We start from the raw sequence: 15,464 nt of genomic DNA, 5'->3' as shown, positions 1-15,464 counted from the left end.
CATCCTCATTTTACATTTTAAATTTAAAATATCACAGAAGGGAACAGAATTAAACAAGTTCAACAAAAAAAGAGAATGGCCCATTCACCATTCTCAATCTCCATTAAAAATCAATCATTCCCAAGCTAATCATCAACGCTTCATTGACTCGGCTCATCATCTCATCATCAAGATGGGTGATTTTATCTGTCAATCTCTGTTTATCGATGGTCCGAATTTGTTCGAGCAAAATGACCGAGTCACGATCAAATCCGTACGCTTTGGCATCGATTTCTACATGCGTAGGTAACTTGGCTTTTTGGATTTGGGCTGTAATCGCGGCGACGATAACGGTGGGGCTAAATCGGTTCCCAATATCATTTTGTATCACTAAGACAGGTCGAACCCCACCCTGTTCGGATCCGACCACAGGGGAAAGATCTGCGAAATAGACATCGCCACGCTTGACAATCAAATCAATTACACCCCGCTAACTAATCGATCCAAAGTATCTTCAGCCTCTTCTTCCGCTACAAATGCTTCAGAAGCGATGTTGAGATTGATGCGAGCCATTTCCATATAGCCTCTTTGCATCATTTCGCGGATGAGACGTTTTTTCCGCTCTTGGAGATACATTTTCATCGCCTGACGAATAAATTCGCTGCGATTGGAATTATCCCTCGCCACCATACCATCTACTTCTTGAAGCAAATTTGTTGGCAGGCTGATCATAATTCTCTTTGTTCCGGACAAAATGAAGCACCCCCAACCAATCATCACCGTAAGCATTTCCCATCAATACTACCATTATGTCGTGGATGTTGCAAAAATATACTTATTTATAAGCTATATAAGCGCGATAGAGAAGGATTCAACAGGCATAGTTAAATGTATTCGTGCCGTCCGTTTAAATTCCTTCCCTTTCAATTGTAATACTAAAATTGTTCATCCTTGTCCAGTTGATTGTCCCACTGTCTTGGTGGATTGTATTGCAAACGGTTTATAAAGTCAACAATCTCTCCGTTTTTTATATAAAAACGGGGCAATCGATGACTCAAGGCACAAACCACTTCATATGAGATCGTCTTCAAAAAACTCGCCACTTCATCCACGGTAATTCGCTCCCCGCCTTGTTGGCCGTAGATGACCACTTCATCTCCCACTTGTACAGGCATCACGTCTGTCACCTGGATCATCAACTGGTCCATGCAAATTCTACCGACGATTGGCACACGCTTTCCCTTTACCAGCACGTGACCCGCATTGGAAAGATGGCGGTTGATGCCATCCGCATAACCAACGGGCAAAACAGCGATCCATTCTTGACCCGAAACGGTGTACGTTTTTCCATAGCTCACGCCCGTGCCCCGCGGTGGTTTTTTCACATGGGCGACACGGCATTTGAGCGACAGCGCCTGCCGCAAATTTACCGTATCCCGCTTCACCTCCGCGGACGGATAAAAGCCATACATGCTGATGCCGATCCGTACCATATCAAATGCGCCCTCAGGCAATTGGATCGCGCCTGCGCTGTTGGCGATGTGCACCAGCGGAATGTTGTACCGCTTCCGCACTTGGTTGACGACATCGGTGAAGCGCTGCAATTGAAAACGTGCATAATCATCCTCTTCTTCATCTGCCGTGGCATAGTGGGTGAAGATGCCTTCCACTTCCACATGGTCAAGGCCCTCCACTTGCGCCAGAAGGGGGGAAACTTCCTCAGGCAACACTCCCAATCGGCCCATTCCGGTATCCACTTTGACATGCACCCGCGCCGTCACTCCCAAGCGAACCGCTTCCTGTTCCACCGCTTCTAATATTTCGGAGCGGTAAACAGTTAGCGTCAACCCATTTCGCAAGGCGTAGCCGACGGCATGTGGGGGCGTGTATCCCAACACCAAAATCGGGGCGTCAATGCCTGCCTGACGAAGTTCCACTCCTTCATCGACAAACGCAACCGCCAAATGGCTCGCACCCGCTTCCAGCGCCGCACGAGCAACCGGGACAGCACCATGGCCATAACCATCGGCTTTAACAACGGCCATCACTCGGGTGCGCTGTGGCAGGTAGCGCCGAAACTCTTTAATATTGTGCATGATGGCATCAAGATCCACTTCAATCCATGTATCCCGACCATGAATCATCCTATCACCTTTTCCAACCACGTCGCACCACTTCCAACTGGACATTGAGTTCTTTTAAAAAGGCATCACTGACCAACAAAGGAAATCGTTTCCCTTTGACTCTGATTATATACGGCAAATCATACTCTTTTTCTATCTCATGGAGCCAAATAGTTTCCTCTTTGGTTCCCACTTTGGCCAGCAAACGGTCTTGGTACAGTTCATAGCTTGGTTTCGCCCATATCAAGTACAAAATGGGCACGATGAGCATCGCAAACACCGCCGAAAGAACCATCCCCACAACAAACCCCGGACTCCGAAACGGAAAAACGCTTAACACGAGCAACAAGCCGATTGCAAAAAATCCCGACTCCAGCAATTTGAGCACGCCGTTTTTCCTGTACAGCAACGTTGGGTACTTGGATTTCTCCACGATCAGTGCCTGTTTCGCCATCCTTTAACCTCATCCTTTTAGCAAGTCATTTCCACAACTAATCTGTATTATACCAGAGATTCGGCAGATATACGGACAAAAAAATGGACGACCTCCAGGCGGCAGTCCATTTGTTTCATTATTTGGATGACTGATTGTACGTAGAGTTTGCGATTTGCACGAGCTCATCCACAGACAGATTGCCAATTAATTCATAATCGACGCCGCCTTCCGTCCATGTGAGCCGCTTCCGTTCTCCCATCTCCAATAACACGCCCACGGTCTCCGCCAATTCGACCGGTTTGCCCATCAGAGGTAATCCTGCTTCCAATGCTTGTGGATGCCGCTCAGTCAGCGTGAATGATTTGTCGCCTTTGAAACGCATCACCACTACCGGCCCTTGCGGTGTTTGAATGGTTCGCTCGCTTTGCAGGCGAGTTCCCTGGGGAATGTATTCAGGTAGTACGGCTTCGATCTCTTTTTGTTTGGCAGAGGGTTTAGCCATCGCCTCCAGCGAAGTTTTGGAATCCTGAGGTAATTCCTCCAAGTTGCGTTTCATGTCAAACGCGTCTTTGTCAAAGGATGCGCCTTCTTTAAACCGGTCAAACTCCACCTTGATCAACTCTTCGTTCGATTCGCTCAACACCGCCACTTTGTGGGGGTTCAACTTGTGATCCAACCAGATCCGCTGCTTGTTTGCATGTTGGTTAAAAGGATATTTGGCAACCACTTCAAATTGGTATTGTTTTTTTCCGGCGCGAAAAGTGCGCTCATTGTCATCGATAATGCTTTGAATGACTGTTTGATAAAGATAAACTTGCCCACCTGAATAAGGCCAGTCACTTTGGAACCGGAAACTCTTTTTGAGGTGCGGTGTCAGCACATACACCCCTTCTTCATTGCGCAACAAGATCTGGGTAATCCCTTTTTTCATGTTTTTGATCGCCACGCGGAAAAAATGCGGTTTTTTGTACCACACCTCTATATCGTACACTTGCGGTTCTTTGCCAGAGCGGATCGTCATTTTCCCGTGGCTAATATAAGACTCCATCTCTTCCGAACGCTTGGATAAGTCGCTCACGACTTCCTTAGCGTCTTTGACGCCGCATCCGGCCATACTCAATGCCAATGCAATGACTATCAGACTGAGCCAGACTTTCCGACACATAAGATCCTCCCTTTCGTCAATTTCCCGGGAAATGTGTCGGTTAGCAGGGGATCGTTTTTCTGGAAGAAGCTACACATTGCAACTTATATCTGGATCGACAAAGTGAAGACAGCATTCCCGCCCTCTCGGTAACATTCTCCCGCGGCTGTTTGTCCCTCCTAACCGCGTTATATATGTATGTCCCCCTAAGGGCAGTTATGCTTTATCCACCCGCTCGACCACAGCCATTGCTAACGCGTAATGTGCACTGTGCGAAATAGATAAATGCACAGTGGCTGCCCCTTCCGGGAATAAACGCTGAACCACCGCCTCCGCTAAAATAACACATGGCTTCCCTTGTCCATCATTCAACACGTCAATATCCTGAAACGAACAAGCACGGCCGATCCCTGTTCCCAATGCTTTGGAAATCGCTTCTTTGGCGGCAAACCGCCCCGCAACGTATTCCAAACAGCGACGAGGCTGTTCAGGCATTCTCACCCATTCCTCCGCAGTCAAGATCCGACTGGCCAGTCGTTCACAACCCAGTCGCTTAATGCGTTCCAACTCGACGATATCGGTTCCAATCCCCCAAATCACTTGCTTCACCTCTCAAATAGAGCAAGCCCACAAAAAATAGCCCGCTGATTATCAAAAAGAGCATAACACAACGAAAAAGGGATCACCAACCGCTCTGTGAAGTTGAAATCCGTTTTTTTACTATCTTCCAATCGGTAAATTAATGGTATAGTAGATAAAGAATATAGTTTGATGAGGAGGCTTCTCTATGTATCAGGTGAATAACCGCATCAACATCACATCCCCCGATCATCTGGCGATGTTGCGGGAACGTTTCAGCAACGCAACCGAATCGATGAGCAGAGTTCCCGGTTTTGTCTCATTTCGTTTGTTGGAGGCGGAAGATGGTTCCCATATCCTTGTGGAAACCGTTTTCAAATCAAAAGAAGATTTTCGTGCATGGGTGGAAAGCGATCACTTTAAGCGCGCTCACGGCGGGCGTACCGGTGATGCCGACGGGCCTGATTTGAGTAGCTATTATGTAAGGATGACATAACCTTACTCGCACTCATTCAATACCCAATGATTTACAAGGAGTGACTTTCTTCATGACTACAGGATTAGTTGTTAAATTTTTGCATGTGCTGTTCGTCGCCACTTGGTTTGGCGGCATCAGCATGATGGCCATGGTGCTGCGCGACGCGACACGCTCCAACAATCTCGACACCATGTCGCGCGCATTAAATCGCGCCCAACGCTGGAATATGGGCATGTTTATGCCCCTTGCGGTGTTGGCCCTGATCACGGGTATATACATGATGATGCAAGTGGACGGTGAGATGCCGCTGTGGCTGATCGTCAAAGAGCGTCTCGGCAGCGTGGTTGTCCTTTTGTTCATCTTGTTTGTCGTCATTTACGGCCGCAAGGCGCTGAATCAAGTGCAAACCAGCGGCATCGAGAGCGCAAAAGCGGAGTCTATCATCAAGCGATACATCATGTTGCTTTATATATCACTATTGCTGATGGCGGTACTGATCTTCTTCGCCACCGTCAAATTGGCATAAACAAGCAAAAGCTTCATGGCTATTTGGTCATGAAGCTTTTTATTTGCCGCTACAAACAGGGCAGACGTCCTTCTTGCGTCGCTCTCCATTGCCATCTAGTCCGCTTACAAAAAAACCCCAGCGGAACACTTCGTTCGCACCGGGGTTGTTATTATTATCTTGTCGTGTGCAGCTTGTCTAATCAATCATCCAACTCGCATTTATCCAATGGGATGAGCTTGGTTTTCTTCGTCCATTTATAACCGAGATAAAAGGCCAAGAACACAGGAATACCGATATATGAAACCAACAGCCCATACCAGTCAATCGTTTGTCCCAACAATGCTTGGTAGTTTTGTCCCACAATCACGATCAAGCAGAGGGTAAAAGCAAACAGCGGCCCAAACGGGAACCACTTGGCTTTGTATGGCAGGTCGGCCAAGTCTCTTCCTTGACGCACATAGGCACGGCGGAAACGGTAGTGGCTAATCGCAATTCCCAGCCATGCGATAAAACCGGTCATGCCGGACGCGTTCAGCAACCAAATGTAGATCGTCCCTTCCCCAACCAACGAAGCGAGGAAAGCCAATCCCCCGATCAACGCCGTAGCCAACAACGCATAAATCGGCACGCCATTTTTCGTCAGTTTGGCAAAAATCTTTGGCGCCTTCCCTTCTTTAGCCAGCATCCACAACATTCTTGTGGAAGCGTACATCCCCGAGTTGCCAGCGGACAAGACAGACGTCAATATCACCGCATTCATCACGGAAGCGGCAAAGGCGAAACCAGCGCGTTCAAACACCAGTGTGAACGGACTTTTGGCGATAGCATCTACATCTCCACCGGCTAAGTTCGGATGCGTATACGGAAGAATTGTGCCAATCACCAAAATCGCCAAACCATAGAACAACAAGATCCGCCAAAACACTTGCCGAATCGCCCGCGGCACGTTTTTGCTTGGGTTCTCACTCTCTCCCGCGGCCACGCCGACCAGTTCCGTCCCTTGGAATGAAAAACCAGCAATCATAAATACGCTGATGATCCCCATCAACCCGCCGCTAAATGGTGCCTCTCCCACCGTCCAGTTCTTGGTGCCGACGGCTTGTCCACCCAGAATGCCGACAATCATCAACAAACCGACCACAATAAAAATGATCACTGTTGCCACTTTGATGAAGGAAAACCAATACTCCGATTCACCATATCCTTTGACCGATAACGCATTCAAGGCGAACATCAGCGCCAGAAACAACGCACTCCATAAGATGGCAGGCGAATCAGGGAACCAATATTTCATGATAATCGAGCCTGCCGACAATTCCACTGCAATGGTGATCGCCCAATTGTACCAATAATTCCAACCCAAAGCGAAACCGAAGGCCGGGTCAACAAAACGGCTGGCATATGTGCTGAAGGAGCCGGAGACTGGCATATAGGTGGCCAACTCCCCCAGGCTGGTCATCAAGAAGTACACCATCATACCAATGGCCATGTATGCGACCAACGCCCCTCCAGGGCCCGCTTGTTGAATCGCGGAGCCGCTGGCCAAAAAGACCCCTGTCCCGATGGAGCCGCCGATGGCAATCATCATCAGATGCCTGGCTTTTAAGTCGCGTTTCAAATCGCCACCCGATTTTCCTCTGCTCATGAAAAAACACCTCTCTACTGTTATAGTATGGCGAGGTGGTCAGGATAATAAAAATACCGCCCAATGACGATGCACCTGATTTGGACGGCATATTACCATACCCACACCAAATCCCCGCAAGATAGCGCAACACATTTGCTTGGCAGGCAAATGTGACAGTGCTGCCCCTATTCGAGCACAGCCCCAGCCTCATTGATCAGAGAACACAATGAAGCTTCGGCGGTCTTTCCTTTCATTGATTTTCGCCGACTTCTCTGTGTCTCCAATCAACTACTCATAAAAACCGCGACCTCTACCTCACCGAAGAGATCCGATGAGGGTTTACCTATTCGATTTCTGGTTCATATGTAACGAGTATAAGCTAACCTTTGTCATTTTTCAATGTAATTATACAGGTAAAACATACTAAAACCATTTAATAATCTCAACCAAACGTCTGCCTTATTTGTCTGCAAGTGAAAAAACGGCATGAAAGCTTATCAAGCTTGCATCTAGTTCAATAAAGGCAAGTCCCGGCACGTAAAAGCATACCATGTAGTAGTTTAATCAAGCGAAGCGGATGGGAGAAACGCTGATGGAAAGTTGGTTTCATTTTTTGCTGCTGGGTTTGGCCTTGTCCACCCCCGTCGGACCAGCCAACCTGGAAATGATCAAACTTGGCATGAATCGGGGGTTTTATTTGTCATGGCTGGTAGGATTGGGTGACGTTTTTTCCAATCTGTTTTTCATGCTCATTCTGTTGTATGGGGTGTCAGATTGGCTTGTACATGAATGGGTACGCGCCATCTTCTCCATCATCGGTGGGCTTTTCCTCATTCAATTGGGCCTGCGTTCCAACTTGACCGTCTCGTTGCTTTCCGTTTCCTTTCCAGATCCGGTTTCAGCGATGATGAAAGGATTTTGTCTTGGCTTGATCAACCCCAGTGATCTGTTGTCTTGGCTTGGCATCTACAGTAGCATCAGTCAACAATCCATTGACTTCATCTGTTCCGCTTTTGCTTGGCTCCTGCTTGGCTCCTGTCTGTGGAACTCCTTGCTCTCCTTTGTGGTCAGCCATTGTCGGCATTTTGTCAAACCCACCTTTCTGCAAATCTTTATGCGAGGAGCGAGCCTGCTCCTAGCCGTCTATGGCGCCAGCTTCCTCATCCGGGGTGTAAGCCACTTCATTTTCAACGAATAAGCCGACCCACTCGCTCAAGGTGAACCCCTTTTTCAACGCAATCAGTTTAAAAAATGTAAGATTTCCTCTGTATTCGTGGTAATGACTTCATCATAACTTGGATAAGGATAGCCAAGTCTTCCGGCTTTTTCATAAGCAGGCGATGGCCAAATGCATCCAGCCAAAAATCATTCTCTTTAAATGAGTCAAGACCAGTGACAAAATAGGAGATATCATAACATGCCAACATAACACAGCATGTGCGATCTCCATCAAAAAATCCCTTCAGATAATCATATCTGAAGGGATTTTTTGATTCATCATTTTTTATTATTCGACCGTTACACTTTTCGCCAAGTTGCGTGGTTTATCCACATCGTAGCCACGCTCCACGCAAGCATAGTAGGCGAACAATTGCAATGGGATCACTGTCAGCACCGGTGTCAAGAGGTCAATCGTTTTGGGGATGTGGATCACTTCATCCACCGTTTTCCGCAACTCGCTGTCCCCTTCTGTCGCGAGTCCCAGTACATGGGCTCCGCGTGCTTTCACCTCTTGAATGTTGCTTACCATTTTATCATACACGGCATGTTGTGTAGCGAGTGCCACCACCGGAATGCCTTCCTCAATCAACGCCAAGGTACCGTGCTTCAACTCACCTGCGGCATACGCTTCAGAATGAATGTAAGAAATCTCCTTCAGCTTGAGCGAACCTTCCAGCGCTACGGCATAATCCAAGCCCCGGCCCAAGAAGAAAAGATGCTCATTTTTCGCCATGCTGCGAGCAAACTGGGCAATCTGCTTTTCTTGCTTAAGCACATCTTCTGCATGTGTGGAAAGAGCCATCAAGTGGTTGACAATCTCACTCAATTGCTCCGCCGTTTTCGGCCCCCGCACTTGAGCCAAATAGAGGCCCAACAAGTAGATGGCAATCAATTGCGATGTGTATGCTTTGGTGGAAGCAACCGCAATCTCTGGTCCCGCCCAAGTGATGATCACATCATCGGCTTCACGAGCCACGCTGGAACCAACCACATTGGTGATCGCAATGACGCGTGCGCCTTGTTTTTTAGCCTCACGCAACGCTGCCAGCGTATCCGCCGTCTCACCAGACTGGCTCACCACTACCACCAGAGTTTTATCCGTGATAATCGGGTTGCGGTAGCGGTACTCAGACGCTACATCACATTCAACCGGAATGCGAGCCAATTCTTCCAATACCGTCTTGCCGACCAATCCCGCATGATACGCCGTACCACAAGCGACAAAGTGGATTTTCTCAATATCTTTGATCTGCTCCTTTGTCAAGCCGATCTCTTGCGACAGATCCACCACTCCGTCTTTTACCCGTCCACTCAACGTATCGCGAATCGCTTTGGGTTGCTCATGGATCTCTTTCATCATGAAGTGGTCATAGCCGCCTTTTTCCGCCGTGGCGATATCCCAGTTCACTTTCATCGTTTCCCGCTCAACCGGCGTGCCATCGACGCGCATCAACGTCACGCTGTCCGGTTTCAAGATGGCCATTTCGCCATCTTCCAAGATGTACACATCACGGGTGTGCTTTAAGATCGCCGGAATGTCCGAAGCGATGAAATTCTCTCCGTCGCCTACTCCCACAACCAGCGGGCTTGCATAGCGAACCGCAACCAGCTTATCTGGCTCATACTCGCTAATTACGCCAAGTGCGTAGGCTCCTTCCAAACGGGCAACTGCTTTTTGCACAGTGGAGACGAGGTCACCGTCCCACAGCTCGGCCAAAAGCTTTGCCACGACCTCGGTGTCCGTTTCAGAGGTGAAAACATGCCCTTTTGCCATCAGCTCTTCTTTCAGCTCGATGTAATTCTCGATAATCCCGTTATGAACAATGGCAAACCGTCCCGCCATGTCCACATGAGGATGCGAGTTCTCATCAGATGGCTTTCCATGGGTTGCCCAACGTGTGTGTCCGATCCCCAGCACGCCTGGCAGGGATTCAACAGCCAACCGCTCTTCCAGATTGGCGAGGCGGCCTTTGGCTTTATTGACCTTGATCGTCTCGCCATTGTATACGGCCAACCCTGCAGAGTCATACCCACGGTACTCAAGCTTGCTGAGTCCTTCCAGCAAAATGGACTGAGCCTGCTTTTCACCAATGTAACCCACGATTCCGCACATATTAAATTGTACCCCCTAAAAGAATGGTTTGATGGTGTTGCAATGATTCTCTATTTATTGTTCCCTAAGTCCATTCACGCATCATACCGAGAGTTTTGTACAATGAGTCACCCCATTGGTTTGTCCCTCGGTTCCGCGGCTCTGATGCGAAGCCGGGAGGTATCCGCCGAAAATTCGATATGCCTCCACCTCGTCAACTGCGGCGCTACGTCCATGCCACAGTCCTGGCGCTTGACAACATAAAATCAAAGGCCCTTGTTTCTATGTTCATGCATTAAACATAAAAACAAAGGGATGTATTCATGTTATTCCAAAAGAAGCAAAATGTAAAGGGCGGCATTTCCGTCAAAATGCCGCCTAATCATACATTTATCTTACGAACCCAGCTGATTCCTAACGACATCAGCTATTTTCTCTACATGATTTTTCACAATTTGTTCATCTGGGCCTTCCGCCATCACACGGATCAGCGGTTCCGTTCCCGATGCACGCACCAATACGCGGCCATCGTTGCCCAGTTGCTTTTCCACTTCGCGAATGCTGTGTTGAATCGCTTCGTTTTGCTCCCAACCCTCTTTGGAATGCACGCGCACATTGACCAACACTTGCGGATATTGCTTCATGACACGAGCCAAATCACTGAGGGTTTGGGCTTTATCCTTCACCACGCGCAACAATTGGACTGCTGTCAACATCCCGTCACCCGTGGTGTTGTGATCCAGGAAAATGATGTGGCCGGATTGTTCCCCACCCAGGTTGTATCCGCCCTCTCGCATCTTCTCCATCACATAACGGTCTCCCACTATTGTGCGCTCGGTTTTAATACCTAATTCATCCATGGCTTTAAAAAAGCCGATATTGCTCATGACGGTGGTGACAACGGTATTTCCGTTCAACTCGCCTTTTTCTTTCATATACCCGGCGCAGATGGACATAATCATGTCCCCATCGATCAGGTTGCCTTTTTCATCCACAGCAATGAGGCGGTCAGCATCACCGTCAAACGCCAAGCCAAGATGCGCTTGTTTGTTCAATACCTCTTGGCGCAACCGTTCTGGATGGGTCGAACCGCAGTCCACATTGATGTTGGTCCCGTCCGGATGGACACTCATCGCCGTCACATCAGCTCCCAAATCACGCAAAAGATGGGGCGCCAATTCATAAGCCGCGCCATTCGCACAGTCCACCACAATGTGCATACCACACAAATCCGTGTCGATGGTCGACTTTAAGTGCTCCAAATACGCCTTCACCGCATCGCGGTCATCCGTAATACGCCCGATTTGGTCGCCTGCTGGACGCGGTAACTCATCCTCTTTTGCGTCCAACAATTGCTCGATTTCGGCTTCGACTTCATCCAGCAATTTATAACCATCCGCACCAAAAAATTTGATGCCGTTATCTTCAAACGGATTATGGGAAGCGGAAATCATCACACCAGCATCCGCCTCCAGATGACGCGTGAGAAACGCCACGCCCGGGGTGCTCACCACTCCCAAACGGACGACGTCGCAACCCATCGACAGCATGCCAGCCATCAGGGATGCTTCCAGCATTTCGCCCGATAGGCGAGTGTCACGACCGATGACGATCTTGGGACGCTGTTTTCCTTTTGTCAACACATAGGCACCACAACGTCCCAGGCGGAAAGCCAATTCCGGAGTCAACTGTTGATTGGCTACTCCCCTAACCCCATCGGTTCCAAAATATTTACCCATGTTTTCTCCTCCTCGTTAACAAACCAAACCCTTATTCAGCAATTTTGATTTTTGCTTTTGGTTCTGGTTGCCCAACCACCTCGACATATGAAGGCAATATGAATTGGATCGGCACTTCATGAGTCCCTACAGGTAAATTGGATACATCGACCAGCGTTTTTATGTCTGTATGATTCAATTTTGCCAGTTGTGCAGGCGATCCGGAAAGGGTGACGTTCAGTTTACCACCCGCCGGTGAGATGATTTCCGCTGTGGCCCCTTCTCTGAGACCGGTCAGCTCTATGGGAATCTCTTTAAATGTTTTAGTCTCAGCACGAACCATTTTAACATAGATTTCTACCTGTTTGGGTTCCACTTTTATGGCACCCTCCTGAACAGGAATGGGTGCAAGAATCGTCTGATCCCGTTTCACATTGCTCAAATCCAGCTTAGGCCCGCTATAAACCTGCAAGTCTTCCAGGTAATCTTCCGGACCATATACTGTCACTTTGTTCACGTTGGCGGTAATTTCCTCCACCGCATAACCCGGCGGCGGTCCCTTTTCCACTCCCACTTGCAGCGGTACTTCTTTATTGGGGATATTGATCGGCACTTGTACATGAACCGTTTCGGGATTCACATCCACCTGTCGTAACACGCCTGATTCACCGTAAGCCTGAACCTGTAACTGTTTGTCAAATGATTGTTCCTGTTTGTTCAAATGAATCATGACTTTTACCGATGTGACTCGTTCGAGAGTAGACTCCGATCCACGAACCAATACTTTGGAAGGGTTGATAATCGGTTGGCTCACTTTGAACCCATCTGGCACATCACCAACAAACTCCGCCCGCACTATCATCTCTTTTTGTACTTTTTCTTCCAGATGAACTTTTATTTCTTTCGGCTCCACCTGTTTGGTCATCCCCTTGGGTAACCCCTCCACCTGCACCGGCAACGAATGTGTTCCTGCTCCCACATTTCTCGCATCAACAAACACTTGGTATGTACTAGGGAAGCGCTCCAGCTGAGCATCTTTGCCATACAAAGTCAGCATTACTTTTTGCGGCTGCTCTACCAATTCATAACGGTTTTTGTCATATTTCACGGCAACTGAAATATCCCGAATCTGCGTGCGGTCTCCATCTGTAGGGGCGGTGAAGGTCGCATCGGTAACAGACCCCCATAGCATGATAGCCAAGGCTACTGAAACCACGCGCAACAGCATATCATTTTGCACCCAGTTATTCATGCCGCTTTGCCTCCTTCTCCCTGCGCAACCAAAAGACCGGACTTTTCTCAGGCGGTTTCAGTTCTTCATATAAACGGGATACTAGCTGTTCTTCACTGATGTCCCTTTCCAATTGCCCCATTAGCGCCAATGAAATTTGCCCCGTTTCCTCAGAGACAATCACCATCACCGCATCAGAAATTTCGCTCAAACCGATCCCTGCGCGGTGGCGGGTACCAAGCTCTTTGCTGATGAAAGGATTTTCAGATAATGGCAAATAACATCCCGCAGCCATAAGCCGATCATGACGAATCACCACCGCTCCATCATGCAAGGGCGTGTTGGGAAAAAAGATATTTTTTAGCAGTTCCGAACTCAATTTTGCCTCGATTACCGTGCCGGTTTCTATATAATCACTTAAGCCGGTCTGCCGTTCAATGGCAATGAGCCCGCCAATTTTCCGCTTGGATAAAAAAGAAACAGCACGGGAGACTTCACCCACCACCATCGCTGCCATCTGATCTTCAATCTGGCTGGTGCGGCCAAAAATGCCACCCCGGCCCAACTGTTCCAAAGCACGGCGCAACTCCGGCTGAAAGATGATCATCACTGCGATCACCCCAACAGAAAACAGGTTCTCAATCAGCCATTGCAACGTGGCCAAATGGAACAGGTTGCTCATCAACCAGATTAATAATAGGACACTGATTCCTTTTAATAGTTGAACTGCTCTGGTTCCCCTAAGCAACATCAATAGGTGGTAAATGATATAACTGACAATTAATATATCTACAATATCATTGAGATAACTCGTTACACCCTCTATCTGCATTCCAACCCTCCATCACGTCCATCTCTTGTGTATTATGCTACATCGAGTGCTGTTTTTACCCTCTTTCATTATGGGGGAAAAGACCGAAAAAAGGAATGTCTATAAAAATGGTGCCCATTTCCATAATCAATGGTTTCTTCCACCAAGCTCTCATGTAAACGCCTTAGCATTCACTCTGTCTAGGATGTGTCTGGCAAAGCAAGTTGGTGGGGTCACGGAAAACCATTTCCCCGAGGAGCGCCTCGCCATGCGTGAAGCGAATGAGAAAAAGGTTTTGAGCCGCTGGCCTATTTATCACAAACCCCCTAGAGACAACATGAATTAGGCCTACATACATGATTCCAAAATAACATGATATTACACGAATAATAAGAATAAAAGAACTTTTTAAGCGCATAAAAATCCATTGCGCAAAAGCCACAAAAAAACACAACCTGCCATGAGGTTGCGTTTTGACTGTATCAAATAACCACTTATAGCACTTTTTGTCCGAAAACCGAACCCATCAGCGCCACCGCTACTTTCGCCGTCTGGTTTTCGCGATCCAGAATCGGGTTTACTTCAACAAACTCCGCTGAAGTAAGAATCCCCGCTTCCGCCAGCATCTCCATCGCCAAATGGCTCTCACGGTATGTGATGCCTCCAGGTACAGGGGTGCCCACACCAGGTGCATCTTTCGGATCCAAGCCATCCAAATCCAAGCTGAGATGAACGCCATCCGTATCATGAGAGACGATACCAATCGCTTCATCCATCACCCGCCCCATGCCTAGCCGATCGATTTCATGCATCGTAAACACTTTGATTCCCAACTGAGCGATCAATTCCTTCTCGCCAGGGTCCAGCTCCCGCGCACCGATGATCACGGTGTTCTCCGGCCGCACTTTGGGCGCATATCCACTGATGTTCACCAAATCGGGATCACCAATCCCTAAGCTAACTGCCAAGGACATGCCATGGATATTTCCTGAAGGAGACGTTTTCCCGGTATTCAAATCTCCATGGGCGTCAAACCAAATCAAACCCATGTTGTTGTAATGTTTCGCCACCCCTGCAATGGTTCCGATCGCCATGCTGTGGTCACCGCCAAACACCAAAGGAAAACGCTTTCTTTCCACAACACTAGAAACCGTCTCTGATAACTTTTCACATACGTCCTTAATTTCAGTCAAATATTTTAATTTGGGGTTTCCGATTTGAATTGACTCAGGGCTGGGAACAGAAATATCCCCGATATCTTCCACTTCATAACCCAATTCCTCCAACAAGGACTGCGCGGAAGCATAGCGGATGGCACTCGGACCCATGTCCACACCACGACGTCCCTGTCCTAAGTCCATTGGCATCCCAATAATTGATATCGGCTTTTTTTCCATTGCTATATCCCCTTTTCTATACAGACTAGGTGATACCATTGTATCACAGAGAATAGTTTACTAACAAAAATATTTTAGTTATAACAAACAATATTGTAATAATTATTCATTTTATAGTAT

Annotated in this window: 16 protein-coding genes and 1 riboswitch; of the genes, 3 read left to right on the top strand and 13 right to left on the bottom strand. The window is 48.0% G+C overall.

Translation table 11 applies throughout. The features are described 5' to 3' along the window. Positions 1–103: 103 nt before the first annotated feature. The 6 genes from NYR52_RS01630 to acpS all read right to left on the bottom strand — a co-directional run bounded on the left by NYR52_RS01630 (position 104) and on the right by acpS (position 4,282). Positions 104–454, bottom strand: coding sequence for a type II toxin-antitoxin system PemK/MazF family toxin (locus NYR52_RS01630; protein WP_022738671.1), 351 nt, complete (start codon positions 452–454; stop codon positions 104–106). Positions 455–459: 5 nt separating this feature from the next. Next, positions 460–756: a CopG family ribbon-helix-helix protein gene (locus NYR52_RS01625; protein WP_035952874.1), complete on the bottom strand. Its 297-nt coding sequence runs from the start codon at positions 754–756 to the stop codon at positions 460–462. 158 nt (positions 757–914) lie between these two features. Next, positions 915–2,123, bottom strand: coding sequence for an alanine racemase (gene alr / locus NYR52_RS01620; protein ID WP_259436159.1), 1,209 nt, complete (start codon positions 2,121–2,123; stop codon positions 915–917). A gap of 4 nt (positions 2,124–2,127) precedes the next feature. Beyond that, complete coding sequence (locus tag NYR52_RS01615) at positions 2,128–2,556, bottom strand: hypothetical protein (protein ID WP_132223508.1); 429 nt, start codon at positions 2,554–2,556, stop codon at positions 2,128–2,130. A 118-nt stretch (positions 2,557–2,674) separates the two neighbouring features. Further along, entirely contained in the window at positions 2,675–3,703 is a 1,029-nt protein-coding gene (locus NYR52_RS01610) for a LolA family protein (RefSeq protein ID WP_259436158.1), read from the bottom strand. 195 nt (positions 3,704–3,898) lie between these two features. Beyond that, the gene (gene acpS / locus NYR52_RS01605) at positions 3,899–4,282 is read right to left on the bottom strand and encodes a holo-ACP synthase (protein WP_132223502.1); all 384 of its coding nucleotides are present in this window, start codon (positions 4,280–4,282) and stop codon (positions 3,899–3,901) included. 187 nt (positions 4,283–4,469) lie between these two features. Here acpS and NYR52_RS01600 point away from each other — a divergent pair, with 187 nt between their 5' ends. Together NYR52_RS01600 and NYR52_RS01595 are read left to right on the top strand one after the other, a co-directional pair. Next, positions 4,470–4,757, top strand: coding sequence for an antibiotic biosynthesis monooxygenase family protein (locus tag NYR52_RS01600; protein ID WP_132223499.1), 288 nt, complete (start codon positions 4,470–4,472; stop codon positions 4,755–4,757). 52 nt (positions 4,758–4,809) lie between these two features. Then, positions 4,810–5,265, top strand: a complete 456-nt coding sequence (locus NYR52_RS01595; protein WP_259436157.1) for a DUF2269 family protein — start codon at positions 4,810–4,812, stop codon at positions 5,263–5,265. A gap of 181 nt (positions 5,266–5,446) precedes the next feature. On the opposite strand, the gene NYR52_RS01590 is transcribed toward NYR52_RS01595, so the two are convergent. Further along, positions 5,447–6,892, bottom strand: coding sequence for an amino acid permease (locus tag NYR52_RS01590; protein WP_259436156.1), 1,446 nt, complete (start codon positions 6,890–6,892; stop codon positions 5,447–5,449). A gap of 114 nt (positions 6,893–7,006) precedes the next feature. Further along, positions 7,007–7,195, bottom strand: a riboswitch (Lysine riboswitch). A gap of 271 nt (positions 7,196–7,466) precedes the next feature. On the opposite strand from NYR52_RS01590, the gene NYR52_RS01585 reads away from it, so the two are divergent. Beyond that, positions 7,467–8,072: a LysE family translocator gene (locus tag NYR52_RS01585; RefSeq protein ID WP_158283405.1), complete on the top strand. Its 606-nt coding sequence runs from the start codon at positions 7,467–7,469 to the stop codon at positions 8,070–8,072. A gap of 46 nt (positions 8,073–8,118) precedes the next feature. Here the strand turns inward: NYR52_RS01585 and NYR52_RS16685 are convergent, their stop codons facing one another. The 6 genes from NYR52_RS16685 to rocF all read right to left on the bottom strand — a co-directional run bounded on the left by NYR52_RS16685 (position 8,119) and on the right by rocF (position 15,344). Continuing rightward, positions 8,119–8,301, bottom strand: coding sequence for an aminoglycoside 6-adenylyltransferase (locus NYR52_RS16685; protein ID WP_375163166.1), 183 nt, complete (start codon positions 8,299–8,301; stop codon positions 8,119–8,121). A gap of 80 nt (positions 8,302–8,381) precedes the next feature. After that, entirely contained in the window at positions 8,382–10,208 is a 1,827-nt protein-coding gene (gene glmS / locus NYR52_RS01575) for a glutamine--fructose-6-phosphate transaminase (isomerizing) (protein WP_022738688.1), read from the bottom strand. A gap of 374 nt (positions 10,209–10,582) precedes the next feature. Continuing rightward, entirely contained in the window at positions 10,583–11,926 is a 1,344-nt protein-coding gene (gene glmM, locus NYR52_RS01570; protein ID WP_259436155.1) for a phosphoglucosamine mutase, read from the bottom strand. Between the two features lie 31 nt (positions 11,927–11,957). Beyond that, positions 11,958–13,157: a CdaR family protein gene (locus tag NYR52_RS01565; protein ID WP_259436154.1), complete on the bottom strand. Its 1,200-nt coding sequence runs from the start codon at positions 13,155–13,157 to the stop codon at positions 11,958–11,960. Next, a complete protein-coding gene (gene cdaA / locus NYR52_RS01560) occupies positions 13,150–13,968 on the bottom strand; it encodes a diadenylate cyclase CdaA (RefSeq protein ID WP_022738691.1) in 819 nt (272 codons plus the stop codon). Before cdaA ends, NYR52_RS01565 begins: the two co-directional genes overlap by 8 nt. 473 nt (positions 13,969–14,441) lie before the next feature. Then, positions 14,442–15,344 carry an arginase gene (gene rocF, locus NYR52_RS01555; protein ID WP_259436153.1) on the bottom strand — a complete coding sequence of 301 codons (903 nt, stop codon included), beginning with the start codon at positions 15,342–15,344 and terminating at the stop codon, positions 14,442–14,444. Positions 15,345–15,464 lie beyond the last annotated feature (120 nt).

The sequence above is a fragment of the Laceyella sacchari genome (assembly GCF_024927925.1).
In the GTDB taxonomy this organism is placed as follows: domain Bacteria; phylum Bacillota; class Bacilli; order Thermoactinomycetales; family Thermoactinomycetaceae; genus Laceyella; species Laceyella sacchari.
The sequence above is the reverse complement of the archived record's forward strand: the minus strand, read 5'-3'. Positions and strand labels throughout refer to the sequence as shown.